General features: G+C 44.0%; 1 tRNA gene and 1 rRNA gene. Both read right to left on the bottom strand.

Annotation, left to right across the window (positions count from 1 at the left end):
• A 16S ribosomal RNA gene (locus tag M3183_RS26785) occupies nt 1–126 on the bottom strand; the annotation flags it as partial.
• A gap of 167 nt (nt 127–293) precedes the next feature.
• Nucleotides 294–369 (bottom strand) — tRNA-Ala (locus M3183_RS26780).
• Nucleotides 370–416 lie beyond the last annotated feature (47 nt).

Genomic DNA, 416 nt, shown 5'->3' with positions numbered 1-416 from the left:
TGCCCACGTGTTACTCACCCGTCCGCCGCTAACTTTCGGGAGCAAGCTCCCAAAAGTTCGCTCGACTTGCATGTATTAGGCACGCCGCCAGCGTTCGTCCTGAGCCAGGATCAAACTCTCCAAAAAAGTTGAGTTGATTAGCTCATAAAAGTTACGTTGGCTTCATCTCATTCAAGAGATGAATAATTATTGTTTGTTGACGTTTTTTGTTTGTTTAGTTTTCAAAGAACAATCATATCAAAAAGCGACTTATATATATTAACAAATAAAAAACAACTTGTCAATATATTTTTTGGTGGAGCCTAGCGGGATCGAACCGCTGACCTCCTGCGTGCAAAGCAGGCGCTCTCCCAGCTGAGCTAAGGCCCCAATACTATAAATGGTCGGGAAAACAGGATTCGAACCTGCGACCCCTT

It is taken from the genome of Neobacillus mesonae (assembly GCF_023715155.1).
Classification (GTDB): Bacteria; Bacillota; Bacilli; order Bacillales; family Cytobacillaceae; genus Neobacillus; species Neobacillus mesonae_A.
The sequence above is the reverse complement of the archived record's forward strand: the minus strand, read 5'-3'. Positions and strand labels throughout refer to the sequence as shown.